The 15,183-nt window shown below is 44.5% G+C and carries 16 protein-coding genes; all 16 read left to right on the top strand.

All coding sequences use genetic code 11. The features are described 5' to 3' along the window. The first annotated feature begins 1 nt into the window (after position 1). The 16 genes from flhB (at position 2) to dxr (ending at position 15,168) form a co-directional block, all read left to right on the top strand. Entirely contained in the window at positions 2–1,084 is a 1,083-nt protein-coding gene (flhB, locus tag ACE1TF_RS02450) for a flagellar biosynthesis protein FlhB (protein WP_375013930.1), read from the top strand. A 23-nt stretch (positions 1,085–1,107) separates the two neighbouring features. Further along, positions 1,108–3,141 carry a flagellar biosynthesis protein FlhA gene (gene flhA, locus ACE1TF_RS02455; RefSeq protein ID WP_375013932.1) on the top strand — a complete coding sequence of 678 codons (2,034 nt, stop codon included), beginning with the start codon at positions 1,108–1,110 and terminating at the stop codon, positions 3,139–3,141. After that, the gene (locus ACE1TF_RS02460; protein WP_375013934.1) at positions 3,138–4,235 is read left to right on the top strand and encodes a flagellar biosynthesis protein FlhF; all 1,098 of its coding nucleotides are present in this window, start codon (positions 3,138–3,140) and stop codon (positions 4,233–4,235) included. The genes flhA and ACE1TF_RS02460 overlap by 4 nt, the downstream gene beginning before the upstream one ends. Then, complete coding sequence (locus tag ACE1TF_RS02465) at positions 4,189–4,674, top strand: hypothetical protein (RefSeq protein WP_375013936.1); 486 nt, start codon at positions 4,189–4,191, stop codon at positions 4,672–4,674. Before ACE1TF_RS02460 ends, ACE1TF_RS02465 begins: the two co-directional genes overlap by 47 nt. Then, positions 4,655–5,698, top strand: coding sequence for a protein-glutamate methylesterase/protein-glutamine glutaminase (locus tag ACE1TF_RS02470; protein WP_375013938.1), 1,044 nt, complete (start codon positions 4,655–4,657; stop codon positions 5,696–5,698). The genes ACE1TF_RS02465 and ACE1TF_RS02470 overlap by 20 nt, the downstream gene beginning before the upstream one ends. A 109-nt stretch (positions 5,699–5,807) precedes the next feature. After that, positions 5,808–6,308 carry a chemotaxis protein CheD gene (locus ACE1TF_RS02475; protein WP_375013940.1) on the top strand — a complete coding sequence of 167 codons (501 nt, stop codon included), beginning with the start codon at positions 5,808–5,810 and terminating at the stop codon, positions 6,306–6,308. 27 nt (positions 6,309–6,335) lie between these two features. Beyond that, on the top strand, positions 6,336–7,106 hold the full coding sequence (locus tag ACE1TF_RS02480) for a FliA/WhiG family RNA polymerase sigma factor (protein WP_042396871.1): 771 nt from the start codon (positions 6,336–6,338) through the stop codon (positions 7,104–7,106). 20 nt (positions 7,107–7,126) lie between these two features. Continuing rightward, entirely contained in the window at positions 7,127–8,518 is a 1,392-nt protein-coding gene (locus tag ACE1TF_RS02485; protein WP_375013943.1) for a flagellar assembly protein A, read from the top strand. A gap of 16 nt (positions 8,519–8,534) precedes the next feature. After that, positions 8,535–8,960: a DUF6115 domain-containing protein gene (locus tag ACE1TF_RS02490; protein ID WP_375013945.1), complete on the top strand. Its 426-nt coding sequence runs from the start codon at positions 8,535–8,537 to the stop codon at positions 8,958–8,960. A gap of 258 nt (positions 8,961–9,218) precedes the next feature. After that, a complete protein-coding gene (rpsB, locus tag ACE1TF_RS02495; RefSeq protein WP_375013947.1) occupies positions 9,219–9,965 on the top strand; it encodes a 30S ribosomal protein S2 in 747 nt (248 codons plus the stop codon). Between the two features lie 89 nt (positions 9,966–10,054). After that, on the top strand, positions 10,055–10,936 hold the full coding sequence (tsf, locus tag ACE1TF_RS02500; protein ID WP_375013949.1) for a translation elongation factor Ts: 882 nt from the start codon (positions 10,055–10,057) through the stop codon (positions 10,934–10,936). A gap of 75 nt (positions 10,937–11,011) precedes the next feature. Further along, entirely contained in the window at positions 11,012–11,731 is a 720-nt protein-coding gene (pyrH, locus tag ACE1TF_RS02505) for a UMP kinase (RefSeq protein WP_375013951.1), read from the top strand. Next, complete coding sequence (frr, locus tag ACE1TF_RS02510) at positions 11,731–12,288, top strand: ribosome recycling factor (RefSeq protein WP_042396861.1); 558 nt, start codon at positions 11,731–11,733, stop codon at positions 12,286–12,288. The genes pyrH and frr overlap by 1 nt, the downstream gene beginning before the upstream one ends. Before the next feature lie 161 nt (positions 12,289–12,449). After that, on the top strand, positions 12,450–13,202 hold the full coding sequence (locus tag ACE1TF_RS02515; protein ID WP_375013953.1) for an undecaprenyl pyrophosphate synthase: 753 nt from the start codon (positions 12,450–12,452) through the stop codon (positions 13,200–13,202). A 12-nt stretch (positions 13,203–13,214) separates the two neighbouring features. Continuing rightward, positions 13,215–14,003, top strand: a complete 789-nt coding sequence (locus tag ACE1TF_RS02520; protein ID WP_375013955.1) for a phosphatidate cytidylyltransferase — start codon at positions 13,215–13,217, stop codon at positions 14,001–14,003. A 25-nt stretch (positions 14,004–14,028) separates the two neighbouring features. Then, the gene (gene dxr / locus ACE1TF_RS02525) at positions 14,029–15,168 is read left to right on the top strand and encodes a 1-deoxy-D-xylulose-5-phosphate reductoisomerase (RefSeq protein ID WP_375013957.1); all 1,140 of its coding nucleotides are present in this window, start codon (positions 14,029–14,031) and stop codon (positions 15,166–15,168) included. Positions 15,169–15,183 lie beyond the last annotated feature (15 nt).

The raw sequence follows: 15,183 nt of genomic DNA on the forward strand, positions 1-15,183 counted from the left end.
CATGTCGATGCGGATGGATTTGCAGTATTTTACAGGTGAAAAAACAGAAAAAGCAACGCCGAAAAAACGTCAAGATACGCGGAAGAAAGGGCAAGTTCCAAAAAGTAATGACGTAAATACAGCCATTATTTTGCTCGTTGTCTTTATATCGCTAATGGCTTTCGCCTCCATTCCTGGACAATTCATGTACGACTTGTTTACAGAGGCGTATATTAACACGTCTGGCATGACGTTTACGGTCGAGAACACGATGGGTTTCTTAACCGATGTGACGGTTGGGATGGTAATCGCCGTTGCCCCGATTATGCTCGTTGCTGCATTTGCAGGAGTTGTCGCTAGTATGATGCAAGTCGGCGTCTTGTTTGCACCAGAAGCGATTAAACCAAAGCTGTCAAAGATCAACCCTCTAAAAGGGTTAAAGAGAATTTTCTCTGCTCGTGCACTCGTTGAATTAACGAAAGCGATTTTAAAAATCATTCTCGTCGGAATGGTTGCTTTCGGTATTTTATGGTTGTACCGAGATGACTTACTTTTTCTTGCGTTATATGACGTGAATGACGGGTTTTTGGTCGTGAGTCAGCTAACGGTGATGATCGGAATTGCTTCTGCACTTTTGCTGCTTATCCTTTCAATTCCTGACCTCGTGTATCAGCGATTTGACCATGAAAAACAAATTCGTATGAGCAAACACGACGTGAAAGATGAGTTCAAAAAAATGGAAGGCGACCCGCTCATCAAAGCAAAACGAAAACAACGTGCACAAGAGATGGCGATGAACCGCATGATGCAAGAGGTGCCAAAAGCGGACGTGGTCATCACGAATCCAACCCACTATGCGGTCGCTCTTCGTTATGATGGAGAAACGATGCAAGCGCCCAAGGTAATTGCAAAAGGGGTTGACTACAATGCGTTACGCATCCGTCAAGTCGCAAAAAAACATGACATTTCCATGGTTGAAAACCGTCCGCTAGCTCGCTCGTTATATGACGGAGCTAGCCTTGGTGAAGACGTGCCTGAAGATTTATTTAAAGCAGTCGCTGAAGTGCTAGCTTACGTTTATAAGCTGAACAAATCCGTACAATGATCAAAGGAGTGAGGTGAAGTCACATGCGATTTCGTGATCTGTTTATTCTAGTATTTGTAATTTTAATTGTGGCGATGCTCATCATTCCTTTGCCATCACCAATGATCGATGTTCTTATTATCGTCAATATTTCATTATCCTTAATGATCATTCTCGTCGCAATGAATATGAAAGAGCCTCTCGACTTTTCGATCTTCCCTACGGTTTTATTATTAGCGACACTTTTTCGGGTAGGAATTAGTGTGTCAACAACGCGAGCCATTCTCGGTCGTGCCGAGGCTGGTGAGGTCATTGACACGTTTGGTAACTTTGTGGTTGGGTCGAACCCACTCGTTGGTTTCGTCGTCTTTTTAATTCTCGTTGTCATTCAATTTATCGTAATCGTAAAAGGGGCAGAGCGTGTATCAGAAGTCGGCGCACGCTTCACCTTGGATGCGATGCCGGGTAAGCAGATGAGCATTGATGCTGATCTGAATGCAGGAATGATTACCGACCATGAAGCGAAACAACGTCGCGAAAAAATTGAAAAAGAAGCGGATTTCTACGGTTCAATGGACGGGGCGAGTAAGTTCGTGAAAGGAGATGCGATCGTTGGGATCGTCATCGTGCTCATCAACATTATTTTCGGATTTATTATCGGTATGGTACAGATGGGCATGAGTTTCTCTGAAGCGGCGAGTACATATACACTGCTTACGGTCGGAGATGGGCTCGTAACGCAAATCCCTGCTCTCTTGATTGCGACCGCAACAGGGATTGTTGTTACACGGGCTGCATCTGATGCCACACTAGGAGCAGATATTTCAAGGCAAATGCTTGCGTATCCTAAACTGTTGTATGTGGCTGCTGGTGCGATTTTTTTACTTGGCATCTTCACGCCAATTCCAAATTTGCTAACGTTGCCTATTGCACTGTTTTTAGGTATTGGTGGTTACATGCTTGACCGTAAATCTGTAGAAGAGCCGGTTGAAGATGTTCGTGAAGAAGAGGAAGAGCCACCAACGACAACACCGGAAAATGTGACGCAACTATTAAGCATCGACCCGGTAGAATTTGAGTTTGGCTACGGATTAATCCCTCTTGCTGATAGTCAACAAGGTGGAGATTTGCTTGACCGTGTCGTTATGATTCGAAGACAACTGGCGTTGGAGTTAGGGATGATCGTGCCAGTAATCCGAATTCGTGACAACATCCAGCTTCAACCGAATGAATATGTAATTAAAGTGCGGGGAAGTGAAGTCGAACGTGGTCAGTTGTTGCTCGATCATTACATGGCGATGAGCCCAGGGGTTGAAGACGAGCAAGTGACAGGCATTGAGACGACAGAACCTGCTTTTGGGTTGCCAGCACTTTGGATTACTGATGATGTGAAAGATATTGCCGAACTATCGGGCTACACTGTTGTTGATCCGCCGTCGGTCGTATCCACCCACCTAACAGAAACGTTGAAAAAGCACGCACATGAGTTGCTCACACGAGAGGAAACGAAGCAACTCGTTGAACACTTGAAAACGACTCACCCTGCACTCGTTGAAGAAGTGACGCCGAATCCATTGACGCTCGGCGATATCCAAAAAGTGTTACGGAGTCTATTGAAGGAGCGGGTGTCGATACGTAATCTGGCGGTCATTTTTGAAACACTCGCAGATTACGGACCGATGTTTAAAGACCCACAGTTAATGGCAGAGTACGTCCGCCAATCTTTATCAAGACAAATTACACAAGCGGTAAAACCACCACAAGGTGGACCGCTCTATGTGGTAACTCTTGGCGGTGGCGTTGAGAAGAAGTTAGCTGATGCACTGCAACAGACCGATCACGGGACGTATTTGTCGCTCGGTCCTGACGATGCAGAACAGATCGTACACGCTGTGCAAAATGAGTCAATGAAGCTTTCGCAAATGGGACAATCTCCTGTCATCCTTTGCTCGCCTGCGGTACGCATGCATTTGCAGCAACTGTTATCACGGTATTTGCCGAATGTACCCGTTCTCTCATATAACGAGTTAGAATCCGATCTAGAGATCCAAAGTGTCGGGGTGGTGAATGTAGCATGAACGTGAAACGGTTTTACGGAAAAACAGTAAGCGATGCGATGAATCAGGTGAAGCAAGCGTTTGGGAATGAAGCCGTGATTTTGCAAGATCGCCAAGTCATTAAAAAGCGCTTCCTCGGTTTGAAAAAAGAAACAATCATTGAAGTCATTGCAGCGACAGAGGAAAAAGAAGAAAAACGAGAGCTCGTCCAAAAGCCTGTGAAGCACGTTCCGAACGTGCCCATCGTGGAACGACCCAACCTGGATGCAAAAGCGTATCAACCTGAGCAGTTGGAACGAATCGTTCGACAACTAGAAGCCCAAGGCGTAGAGGGTGACACGCTAAAGCACATTCAACATGAGATGTATCCGCTCTACTATAAACGAGAAAACGAACAAACAGATGTGGAATTGTTGGAACAGGCGCTCAGGCCATTGCTTGTGGACCCGCCTTTCACAAATGCTCTCAAAGATGATACAACTGTGGCTATTTTTGTAGGGCAAACAGGCGTTGGGAAGACGACGACCCTAGCAAAAATTGCAGCGCTGTATAAATTAAAAAAGCAGCGAACTGTAGGATTCATTACGTGTGATACGTATCGAATTGCTGCGGTTGATCAACTTATCACATACAGCAATATTTTAGATGTTCCGATTGAAGTGGCGTATACGAAAGAAGACTATCGGCTCGCGAAAGATAAACTAAAACACGTGGATATTCTATTCGTTGACACTGCAGGAAGAAACTATCAAAATGCTGATCGTGTTGAAGAACTTTGTGACTGGTTGGGTGAACGGGATGACACAACAGAAGTCGTGCTAGCATTAAGCCTAACAGCGAAAGAGTCAGACCTTCTGCGCGTCTGTGAGCAATTTGAGAAGCTACACGTTGATCAGCTTCTGTTCACGAAGTTCGATGAAACGAAGACAATTGGAGAGATGTTGACCATCATGGAAAAAACACAGCTTCCTGTTTTGGCTGTAACGAATGGCCAAGCCGTTCCCGATGATTTGCTCCAGTTAAATCGCTATTCATTTGCCAATTACTTCGTAAAGGGAGGTTGCGATCGTGAAAGACCAAGCGTACGAATTACGAAACCGAATGCAAATGTATGAAGGGGTACAACAAAGCGTTCGTGTTGCGACAGTCGGCGCAAGTGAGCAAGACACGCGAGTATTCGAGCAACTGCTTGAGGGGGAGATCGAAACGCGCAGGCCGCACGTTCAAATCTCCTTTAGTCAGGCACTTCCTCACCATGCATCTGTTTTATTTTTAATTTCGAGGACCGATCCATCCGACATCACCACTTTATACGAATGGTTAAAAAAACATCGTTCTGAATTGCCTGCCGCGTGTTTTGTCATCGTGAATAGTGAGAGCGACGAATCGAAGTCAACAAGAGCCATTCAAAATCTAGTGAACACGAGTGCGGCATTTCTGCAATTATCCATTACCTATATCGGTCTATTATCAGACAAAGAATCGTTGTTAAATCAATGTATTACGATTCTTATTCAACATAAGGAGGATCGAGATGAACGTCCTCATCGTTGATGATTCTGCATTCATGAGGAAATGGCTTCGTGAGCTTATTGAAAACCAAAAAGGACTCCGAGTTGTTGGTGTCGCCCGAAATGGAAAAGTGGCATTAGAATTACTCGACCGCATCCATGTCGATGTGATGACGCTTGACATTGAAATGCCGGTTATGGATGGCTTGGAAACGCTCATTCAAGTGATGCGCTCACACCCCTTGCCTGTCATCATGGTGAGTAGTCATACAGATAAAGGCGCCAAGAAAACGTTACAAGCGATGGAATACGGGGCAATTGATGTGGTGCTTAAACCTAGTCATCCAAAAGATTATCAAAAGGGAGAGCTCGAGCAGCAGTTGATCACAAAGCTGCAAGAGGCATCAAACGTTGATGTGAGAAAGCTGAGGGCGATTCGTCAACGAATGACGAGGCAACTTTCGCCGCCCCCATTACATGCTCTTAAAAAGACGATTGTAGCCATTGGCACATCGACGGGAGGCCCAAGAGCTTTACAGGCGATATTAACGAGGTTGCCGAACACGTTTCCTTTTCCAATCGTCATCGTCCAGCATATGCCTGCACCCTTTACGAAAACGTTCGCAGATCGACTTGACGGGATCAGTTCTATCGGTGTACAAGAAGCGGTACACGATAAAAAACTCGAACCAGGCTATGCATACATTGCTAAGGCAGGCGCACATTTGACGATTGAAGAAAAGGGGGGCGGGTTGTACATGTGTTGCGATGCTCCCCCAGATCCAGGGGAATACCATCGGCCATCGGTTAATCGACTGTTTACGTCACTTTCACAAATAACAAATGTTCAAGTGATGGCTTTTGTGCTGACAGGTATGGGGTCAGATGGTAAGGACGGGGCCAAATCATTAAAAGAAAATGGCGATGCCACCGTGATTGCTGAATCGAAAACGAGTGCGGTTGTTAACGGCATGCCAGGTGCGATTATTGAAGCGGGTTACGCAGACGGAGTGTGGTCACTCGAAGAAATTATTGAGCAGTTGGCACAGATGACGGAGTCTGAATAGGTCTTTGCTCCTTATTTAGACTTTTATCTGATTTTCGGCAATATTTTCGTGGTACAATAGAATTATAAAATTAGTCAATTACAACAATTGAAAGAGTTGAGGAATGCCGATGATCACGCAAACATCTGTGCATGCGGGCATGGGGGAACTAGTGGTCGGCTGTGCACCGCAAACGTTACGAGTCATTAGTCTAGGTTCTTGTATAGCTATTTTCATGTATGCCGATGACAAGCCGTGTTCGATACTTGCACACGTTGTGCTCCCTCAAGCGCCTGCGCGAATTATAACCGATCATAAAGTGGCGAAATATGCCGATGTTGCGATTCCAAAAATGCGTCGAATGATGCTTGTGAATTTTCACGTGCAGGCCGACAAGATTCGCGTGAAGATTGCCGGAGGTGCGCAAATGTTTGCGGCGTCACGAAATGACGCGCGTATTTTGCACATTGGAAAAAGAAATGAGATCGCAGTTATTGAAGCGTTGGACAAACTCTCTATCCCAATCATAGCGAGTGAAACCGGTGGTCATGACGGTCGAACGGTCATGTTTAATCCAGAAACGAAACAAATGGAAGTGCGAACGAGTACGCTAGGAACAAATTACTATTAACATTGATTAAGAAAGGAGGGAATTCGTGTGACTTCGAGTACGGCATTGGAAGAGGCGTGGCTCAAATGGCACGAACATAAAGATTCACAATCTGCAAATGACATTATCGAGGCGTACCTCCCGCTTGTCGAATATCATGTGAACCGAATCGGTGCTTCATTACCGAGGAATATGGAGCGTGAAGAGCTTCGTTCTCAAGGGCTAATCGGATTGTACGATGCCCTCAATAAATTTGACATTCATCGTGACCTGAAGTTTGATACGTATGCTTCTTTTCGCGTTCGTGGTGCGATTATTGATAGTTTGCGAAAGCAAGATTGGTTACCTCGATCAGCGAGAGAGAAAATGAAGCGAATTGATGAGTGCACAGAACAGCTAGAACAAAAGTATGCAAGGCACGTGACCGAACACGACGTTGCTAAAGCATTAAATATGAGCGTGGATGATGTGTTAAAGACAACGGCAGACAGCTATTTTGCTAACTGGTTGTCCATTGATCAAGAAACAAAAGCAGACGGAGATAAAGAGGAAGCCTATCAATCGATGATTGCAGATCAGCAACAAGACATCCCTCATGAACGTTTCGAAAGGCAACTCGTCTATCGAGAGATTGAAGAAAGTATCGGTATGCTTGGCGAGAAAGAAAAGCTCGTCGTGTCTCTCTTTTATTTTGAAGAACTTACGCTAACAGAAATTGGCCAAACATTGCGCTTGTCTACATCAAGAATTTCACAAATTCATTCAAAAGCATTGTTTAAATTAAGGAAGGCATTGCGAAAAGAAATAGCGGTTCGTTAATACGATGGCGGGGGGATCCTATGAAGCTTGAGGATTGCTTTTTAATCAAGGTTACTAATGAGAATATGAAAGCCTCTTGTTATAAGCGAGGTATCATTAAAGAAGGTCAGAAGTTTCAAATGGAAGAATGGAAAGAATTTTTACATAGCCAAAACATCTCTCATGGTCACCTTGATGAAGCAATCACCAAGTTGTGCGAACATCCTGAACTGCTCTCATACCCTGTTGTTGTTGCTAAAGGAACGGCACCGAAAAAAGGCGAATCTGCATGGCTACACTATGTTAATGATGAAGACAACACAACAGCTCAAGAAGATCATGAACACGAACGGACACGAGACTATAAACACGTACTTACCATTCCAATGGCAGAACAAGGCGAAGTTGTGGCTAGAAAAGTGATGCCGACTGAAGGAGAGAGTGGTTCCACGCTGTCTGGAGTCCGAATACCAGGTATTTTAGGGAATGATTTCACATTAAGAAATGGGAAGAATACGACCGTCGTTCAAGAACGAGGAGAAATTGTTGCTAATGTGAGCGGTCAACTGAGCATTGAAGGAAGACGGATTCACGTGTATCCTGTGTATGAGGTGAACGGCGATATTTCAATGCAAACAGGAAATATTCGTTTTAATGGAAACGTTGTCATACGTGGTTCCGTGCCGTCAGGGTATCGTGTGGAGGCCAAAGGGGACGTTCGCATTACAGGCATTGTTGAGAGTGCGGATATCCATGCCGAAGGGTCGGTCTACATCCATCAAGGGATTGCTGCTCAAGGTAAAGGACGAGTGGTCGCGGGCTACAACATTGAATGTGGCTACATTAATCAAGGCATTGTCACTGCTGGAAACAACATCATTGTTTCCCAAAGCATTATACATAGTCGAGTGGATGCTGGACAATCCCTCATATGCAACACGGGCAAAGGGAACATTATCGGCGGCAAGAATTCAGCGGGGAAGAACATCCGAGTTCGAGAAGCTGGAAATCACTTGAACACGCCAACAGCATTGTACATCGGCGTCAGTGAACAACGGCTCAACAAAGAAAAAGAAGCGAAGCGAACGATTGAGCATGGCAAAGAGGAACTCAAAAAACTTCAGCAACTCAAACATGTGATTGCTCAAAAAGAAAAAGCACAAGGATTTCTAAGTATGAAAGACCGGGTGACGAGACTTCGCATTCGCAACACTATGGAAGATTGGATAACGAAAATTCATCTCGCAACAGACACGATTCGAGAGATTGAAGACCAAAACACTTTTGGGGAGTCAGTCATGATTGTCGTTGAGAAAGCGACACATATGAATACAGTGGCGCATTTTGGCAAATACCGAAAAAGTGTTACGAAAACGAGACACGCCGCTGTTTTTCAACTAGATAATGGGGAGATTGTTCTCACATCAATGTAAGTGCGGAGGTGTAAGTATGTCCGGATGGGGGATTTTAAGCATCTTGCTTCATATCGTAACCATTCTCTTTGTCCTTTACTTGTATTATACGAAGCCAAAGGCGAGGTTTGGTGAAGATGCCGACGAGGTTGAACAGTTACTCATTAAATATACAAACGAGATGAAAGCAGACAATGATCGGGTGATCCACTATGTAAAACAAAAAGGGCTGATTGTAGACAACTCTGAACCAGAAGGAAAAGCGGCATTTAAAGACGTGCTCGAAGAAGTAGCTGCCGCTGACGAGTTTATTCAGAATGATGATGATACGCCTTTACACATTTCTAAAGAAGCGCAAGTGTTGCAAATGTACAAGGAAGGCTCATCTCCTGAAACAATTGCGAGAACCCTTGGTTTAGGGCACGGGGAAGTGAACTTAATGATCCGTCTTCATAATGGATAAAAGGAAATGGCTCGTTTTTCATCGCTTTGAACAAAAGCGCTTATAAGGAAGGCGAGCAACCGAGTCGCGTCTTTGAATACGTTTGTGTACGTAAAGAAAATACTTTCACAACAACCTCTTGCCCTTTGTTTATTGTTTGTGGTATATTTACTGATGGTGTTAATACACACGCTTATGGATTCAAGAATCGGTGCCGTTTTAACGGTCGTTTTTGAAAGAGAAGTAAGCGGAGGTAAAAACCGAAGGAGGAAAAGAATCATGGCAGTTATTTCTATGAAGCAATTGTTAGAAGCAGGTGTTCATTTCGGACACCAAACACGTCGATGGAACCCTAAGATGGACCGTTACATCTTTACGGAGAGAAACGGAATTTACATCATCGACCTACAGAAGACCGTAAAGAAAGTGGACGAGTGCTACAAGTACGTTCGCGATCTTGCAGCTGACGGAGGAAAAGTCCTTTTCGTTGGTACGAAGAAACAAGCACAAGACTCTGTTCGTGAAGAAGCTGAGCGTGCGGGAATGTACTATATTAACCAACGTTGGTTAGGTGGTACGCTTACGAACTTCGAAACGATCAAAAAGCGTATTAAGCGCCTAAAAGATCTTGAGAAGATGCAAGAAGACGGGACATTTGAAGTCCTTCCTAAAAAAGAAGTTATTTTACTTCAAAAAGAAATGGATCGCCTTGAAAAGTTCTTAGGTGGTATTAAGGACATGAAAGGTCTTCCTGACGCGATCTACATCGTTGACCCGCGTAAGGAACGCATTGCTGTAGCAGAAGCGCACAAATTGAACATTCCAATTATCTCTATTGTTGATACGAACTGTGACCCGGATGAAATTGATTACGTGATTCCTGGAAACGACGATGCAATTCGTGCGGTACGCTTGCTCACATCAAAGATGGCGGACGCAATTGTTGAAGCTAGCCAAGGTGAGGAAGAAGAAGTAGCAGCGAACGAAGAATCAAAAGAAGCAGCTGTAACTGCAGCTGACGAATAATAAACGACTGAAGAGGGGTGACAAGGGTGATACCCTTGTACCCCTTTTTTCATGAACAGATTGACCAATTATAAGGAGGACGATTCGAAATGGCTATTTCAGCTAAGCTCGTAAAAGAACTCCGCGAAAAAACAGGCGCGGGTATGATGGATTGCAAAAAAGCACTTACAGAAACAGATGGAGACATGGAAGCAGCAGTGGCTTACCTTCGTGAGAAGGGCATCGCTAAAGCAGCGAAGAAAGCAGACCGTGTTGCAGCAGAAGGTCTTACGAAAGTAGAAGTAAAAGGTAACAAAGCGGTTATTGTTGAAATCAATGCTGAGACAGATTTTGTTGCGAAAAACGAAGGGTTCTTGAACCTCGTCGATACGATTGCGAACCACCTGCTTGATCATGAGCCAGCAGACGTTGACGCTGCATTGCAAACGACGATGAGCTCTGGAGAAACACTCGAGACGTATATTACGGACCAAATTGCAAAAATCGGTGAGAAGATTTCACTTCGTCGTTTCACAATCGCTGAAAAAGACGACAACAGTGTGTTTGGCGCGTACTTGCACATGGGTGGTAAGATTGGTGTACTTTCTGTCGTTCAAGGAACTACAGAAGAGCAAGTTGCAAAAGATATTTCCATGCATGTTGCTGCCATTAACCCAAGGTATTCAAGCCGTGACAGCGTTCCTGCTGAAGAAGTGGACCAAGAGCGTGAGATTCTTAAGCAACAAGCACTTAACGAAGGCAAGCCAGAGAAGATTGTTGAAAAAATGGTTGAAGGCCGTTTGAAGAAATTCTTTGAGCAAGTCGTTCTTATTGACCAGCCATTCGTTAAAGACGGTGACCAAACCGTTGAAGATTTCTTGAAGAGCAAAGGTGCGACCGTTTCTACGTTTGTTCGTTATGAAGTAGGCGAAGGCATCGAGAAGCGCGAAGACAACTTCGCTGACGAAGTTATGTCTCAAGTGAAAAAATAATCGATAGGGAACACGAAGGTGTTCCCTATTTTACAATCAATTGTAGTGAAGCAATTCGTTAACTGGAGGAGCAGCATGCATACTTATGAGCGCGTGATTCTGAAATTAAGCGGGGAAGCATTAGCGGGAGAACAAGGGTACGGCATTGAGCCGGCCATGATTCAATCCATCGCAGAACAGATTAAAGATGTCGTGAAGTTAGGAACAGAAGTAGCTGTCGTTGTCGGAGCTGGGAACATCTGGAGAGGTATGGCTGGAAGTTCACAAGGAATGGACCGAGCAACAGCAGATTACATGGGAATGCTTGCAACCGTCATGAACGCATTGGCGTTGCAAGATAGCCTTGAGGATATCGAAGTGGAAAGTCGTGTGCAAACGAGCATTGAAATGAGACAAGTGGCTGAACCGTACATTCGTCGCAAAGCCATTCGACACCTTGAAAAGAAACGTGTCGTGATCTTCGCTGGTGGTACAGGTAATCCATATTTCACTACGGATACAACTGCAGCTCTTCGCGCTGCAGAGATTGAAGCCGATGTGATTCTCATGGCGAAAAACAAAGTCGATGGTGTGTATAGCGCAGACCCGTTTAAAGATGAAAATGCTGTAAAGTATAAAGAATTGTCGTATTTAGACGTGCTAAAAGACGGATTAGGCGTTATGGATTCCACTGCCTCATCCCTTTGCATGGATAATGACATTCCGCTGCTCGTCTTTTCCATTACTGAAGAAGGAAATATTAAACGTGCGGTTCAAGGTGAAGACATCGGAACCGTCGTAAGGGGGAATTCTTAATGTCATCTGAAGTTATGCAAGATGCAAAAACAAGAATGCAAAAAGCGGTCGACGCGCTTCACCGTGAGCTTGCGACATTACGAGCAGGACGTGCGAACCCAGCACTTCTTGATAAAGTACTTGTGAGCTATTATGGAATGGATACACCGCTGAACCAAATCGCTACAGTAAGTGTGCCTGAAGGTCGTTTGCTCGTTGTTTCTCCTTTTGACAAATCGTCGATTGCTGAGATTGAAAAGGCAATTCAAAAAGCTGATCTTGGTCTTACTCCGAACAATGATGGTTCAGTCATTCGCATTACGATTCCAGCTCTTACTGAAGAACGAAGAAAAGAGTTGGCCAAGCTTGTGCGTAAATATGCAGAAGATGCTCGAGTTTCTGTCCGCAACATCCGTCGTGATGGAAATGACCAACTTAAAAAGCAAGAAAAAGATGGGGACATTACTGAAGACGAATCCCGTCGTGCACAAGATGATGTGCAAAAGCTGACGAATGATTTCGTAAAAGCGGTGGACGAGGCAGCCGAAGCAAAAGAAGAAGAAATTATGGAAGTGTAAATTGTGACAATCCCCTGTCCAAGATAAAACCCTCTACGTTTTTCAGGGGGTTTTATCTTGTATTGTGAGGGATTGTTTTATAAAATATAATTTCCTTATTCGCTTTTTGACAGGCCGACGAGGGTACCGAGTATTTTACGAACACGAGGCTGGTGCGTACAATGTTGGAGAGATTTTTAAAGAAACAAAATGAATCTCAAGCAGAGGATTTGACCTCTCAGGTCCCTAAGCACGTAGCGATTGTCATGGATGGTAACGGCAGGTGGGCCACAAGGCAGGGGCTGCCGAGAAACATCGGTCATCGTGAAGGAATGAAGAAGATTCATGAAGTAGCCAAAGCAGCGGATGATGTTGGCGTAGAGATTTTGACGCTGTTTGCATTTTCAACAGAAAATTGGGGCAGACCGAAGAACGAAGTTGATTTTATCCTTCGCCTTCCGCAACGGTTTTTATCAAGTGAGTTGCCGAAACTGCAAAAGAATAATGTGTGTGTGAAGATTATTGGTTCAGCGAATGAGCTACCTGTACATACACAAGTGGCAGTGAACCGAGCAGCTGAAGAAACGAAGCATAACACGGGAATTGTCCTAAACCTTGCATTGAATTATGGTGGACGGGCAGAAATCACCCAGGCCGTACGAAAGCTATGTGAAGATGTAGAACAAGGTAAAAAACAAGCGAATGACATTACAGAACAACACATTGAAGACTATCTTTTTACATCAGAAATCCCAGATCCGGACTTGTTCATTCGTACGAGTGGTGAACTGCGTTTGAGTAACTTTATGCTTTGGCAAATGGCGTATAGTGAATTTGTGTTTACAGACGTCCTATGGCCAGAATTCTCAAGACAAGATTTCTTTGAGGCCGTTGATATCTATCAAAAGCGGAAGCGCCGATACGGCAGCATTTAAGGAGAGGCTCATATGAAGCTTAGAGTATTAACAGCAATTGTAGGGCTTGTCGTGCTGCTTGTGCCATTAATTATCGGCGGCCCTGCGTTTAGTATACTTGTCGCCGCGATGACGATCGTTGGTGTACTTGAATTGCTTAGAATGAATCAAATCCCAATGATCTCACTACCGGCTTTGCTTGGTGTGAGTGCATCGCTCGTCTTATTATTTACTGGCCCTGGGTTAGAAAGGTTTGCAAATGAATCGACCCTTGCGCTTTTGATTGTTATATTTATTCTCTTGTTGCTCGTTACCTTTTTTACAAATAACCGGTATCATTTTGGAATCGCAGCGTTTGTGGCATTCTCAGCTTTGTATGTCGGCATGGGATTTCATTTCTTTTACGCAGCAAGAGTGGACATGGGTCTTGAATACATATTTTTTGTTTTGCTTGCCATCTGGGCAACAGACACAGGAGCATACTTGTTTGGGAAGCGGTTTGGTCGCAACAAATTATCCCCGAATGTTTCTCCGAATAAAACGATTGAAGGCGCCCTTGGTGGGCTCGTTTTGGCACTTGTGGTCGGCATTATCTTTAGCTTTATTTGGCCACCATATGACATGCCACTCATCACGATCATCGCGCTCATCGTGATTAGCATTGCTGCGCAATGTGGGGATCTCGTTGAATCTGCCTTTAAACGTTATTACCAAGTGAAAGATTCAGGAAAGATTCTGCCTGGACATGGTGGGGTGCTTGACCGATTTGACAGTCTTTTGTTCGTTTTTCCGCTACTTTATGTTCTAACTGTCATTTTCTAGATGTATGATTGAGGAGGAGAAACATATGAAAAAGATTGCCGTTATCGGCTCAACGGGTTCAATTGGAACGCAAACGCTAGACGTTATCAGAGAGCATCCGGACCAGTTTACAGTACACACCCTTGCTTGCGGACGGAACATCGATTTGCTTAAACAGCAAATTGCTGCCTTCGAACCAGAAGTGGTTATTATTGGACGAGTTGAAGATTTGCCTAAATTAAAAGGTCATCTCGGTCATGCACGTGCGTACGCTGGCGAAGAAGCATTGGTGGAAGCGGTCGCGCACAGTGATGTAGATTTTGTGATGAATGCGATGGTAGGTGCGAGAGGACTTCTTCCGACGATGGCAGCCGCTAAGGTAGGTAAAAAAATCGGGATTGCCAATAAAGAAACACTCGTTACCGCAGGTCACCTCGTCACAGAAACGTGTCGGGAGTACGGAGCAGAATTAATTGCGGTTGATAGTGAGCATTCAGCCATCTTACAAAGTTTACAAGGGAACAAACTGAGTGAAGTTGAGCGAATTATCGTTACCGCTTCTGGAGGAAGTTTTCGAGATTGGTCGTACGAGCAGTTAAAAACAGCAACACCAAGTGATGCACTCAAACATCCGAATTGGTCAATGGGACAAAAAGTTACGATTGATTCGGCCACGATGATGAACAAAGGCCTTGAAGTGATTGAAGCTCATTGGTTGTTCGGTCTACCTTACGAAAAGATTGACGTTGTCATCCACCGTGAAAGCATTATCCACTCCCTCGTTGAGTATATCGATAAGAGCGTCATTGCTCAGCTCGGAAGCCCCGACATGAAGGTCGCCATTCAATATGCACTTACTTATCCGAATCGACTTGAACTCGGTGGGACAGAAAGGTTAAACTTATTGGAAGTAGGCAAACTGCATTTTGAGGCGTATGATCAAAATAAACATCGTTGTTTGGACTTGTCCATTGGTGCGGGTAAAGCAGGTGGATCGATGCCAACGGTGTTAAATGCAGCAAATGAAGTTGCAGTCGAGCTTTTCTTACAGGAGAAAGTATCGTTTTTAGGCATTGCTGACATAGTAGAAAAGGCGCTTGAAACGCACGACAAAATCTCGCAACCTTCCATTGAAGATGTACTGGCTGTTGATGAAGAGACGAGAAAACGTGTAAGAGCGCTATGAACAGATAAGGTGGGA

It is taken from the genome of Geomicrobium sp. JSM 1781026 (genome assembly GCF_041949955.1).
Lineage (GTDB): Bacteria > Bacillota > Bacilli > Bacillales > Marinococcaceae > Geomicrobium_A.

Coding starts and splice junctions, on each gene's coding strand:
- flhB (WP_375013930.1), top strand. CDS start 2: ATGTCGATGCGGATGGATTTGCAGTATTTTACAGGTGAAAAAACAGAA.
- flhA (WP_375013932.1), top strand. CDS start 1,108: ATGCGATTTCGTGATCTGTTTATTCTAGTATTTGTAATTTTAATTGTG.
- ACE1TF_RS02460 (WP_375013934.1), top strand. CDS start 3,138: ATGAACGTGAAACGGTTTTACGGAAAAACAGTAAGCGATGCGATGAAT.
- ACE1TF_RS02470 (WP_375013938.1), top strand. CDS start 4,655: ATGAACGTCCTCATCGTTGATGATTCTGCATTCATGAGGAAATGGCTT.
- ACE1TF_RS02475 (WP_375013940.1), top strand. CDS start 5,808: ATGATCACGCAAACATCTGTGCATGCGGGCATGGGGGAACTAGTGGTC.
- ACE1TF_RS02485 (WP_375013943.1), top strand. CDS start 7,127: ATGAAGCTTGAGGATTGCTTTTTAATCAAGGTTACTAATGAGAATATG.
- ACE1TF_RS02490 (WP_375013945.1), top strand. CDS start 8,535: ATGTCCGGATGGGGGATTTTAAGCATCTTGCTTCATATCGTAACCATT.
- rpsB (WP_375013947.1), top strand. CDS start 9,219: ATGGCAGTTATTTCTATGAAGCAATTGTTAGAAGCAGGTGTTCATTTC.
- tsf (WP_375013949.1), top strand. CDS start 10,055: ATGGCTATTTCAGCTAAGCTCGTAAAAGAACTCCGCGAAAAAACAGGC.
- pyrH (WP_375013951.1), top strand. CDS start 11,012: ATGCATACTTATGAGCGCGTGATTCTGAAATTAAGCGGGGAAGCATTA.
- frr (WP_042396861.1), top strand. CDS start 11,731: ATGTCATCTGAAGTTATGCAAGATGCAAAAACAAGAATGCAAAAAGCG.
- ACE1TF_RS02515 (WP_375013953.1), top strand. CDS start 12,450: ATGTTGGAGAGATTTTTAAAGAAACAAAATGAATCTCAAGCAGAGGAT.
- ACE1TF_RS02520 (WP_375013955.1), top strand. CDS start 13,215: ATGAAGCTTAGAGTATTAACAGCAATTGTAGGGCTTGTCGTGCTGCTT.
- dxr (WP_375013957.1), top strand. CDS start 14,029: ATGAAAAAGATTGCCGTTATCGGCTCAACGGGTTCAATTGGAACGCAA.